The following is a 274-nucleotide window of genomic DNA, read 5'->3' as shown; positions in this document are numbered from 1 at the left end:
GCCCGTGCGCGGTGTCGACGCGACCGGCCAACGCGTGGGTTCCCGTCGCGCGAACGCCGGTGTGGAGCGTGCCGCCGCCGGTGAGAAGCTCCTCGGTGAGGGCGAGGGAAACGGCCACGGGGTCGATCGCGACCTGCTCGTCGAGCGCCACGGCGGCGGCCACCGGGAACGGGGTCGCGGGGAGTGAGGTGGGCGACGCCAATCGCGTCGGCAATCCGGCTTCCCGAGCCGCGGAGTGCTGCTCGTCGACCGTGTCGATGCCGGAAGGGCCCTG

The 274-nt window shown here is 74.1% G+C and carries 1 pseudogene; it reads right to left on the bottom strand.

Going from position 1 to position 274, the window contains the following annotated elements:
- Positions 1-274: pseudogene (locus L687_RS0120630) on the bottom strand (FAD-dependent oxidoreductase); the annotation flags it as partial.

Source organism: Microbacterium maritypicum MF109, from assembly GCF_000455825.1.
Lineage (GTDB): Bacteria > Actinomycetota > Actinomycetes > Actinomycetales > Microbacteriaceae > Microbacterium > Microbacterium maritypicum_A.
The sequence above is the reverse complement of the archived record's forward strand: the minus strand, read 5'-3'. Positions and strand labels throughout refer to the sequence as shown.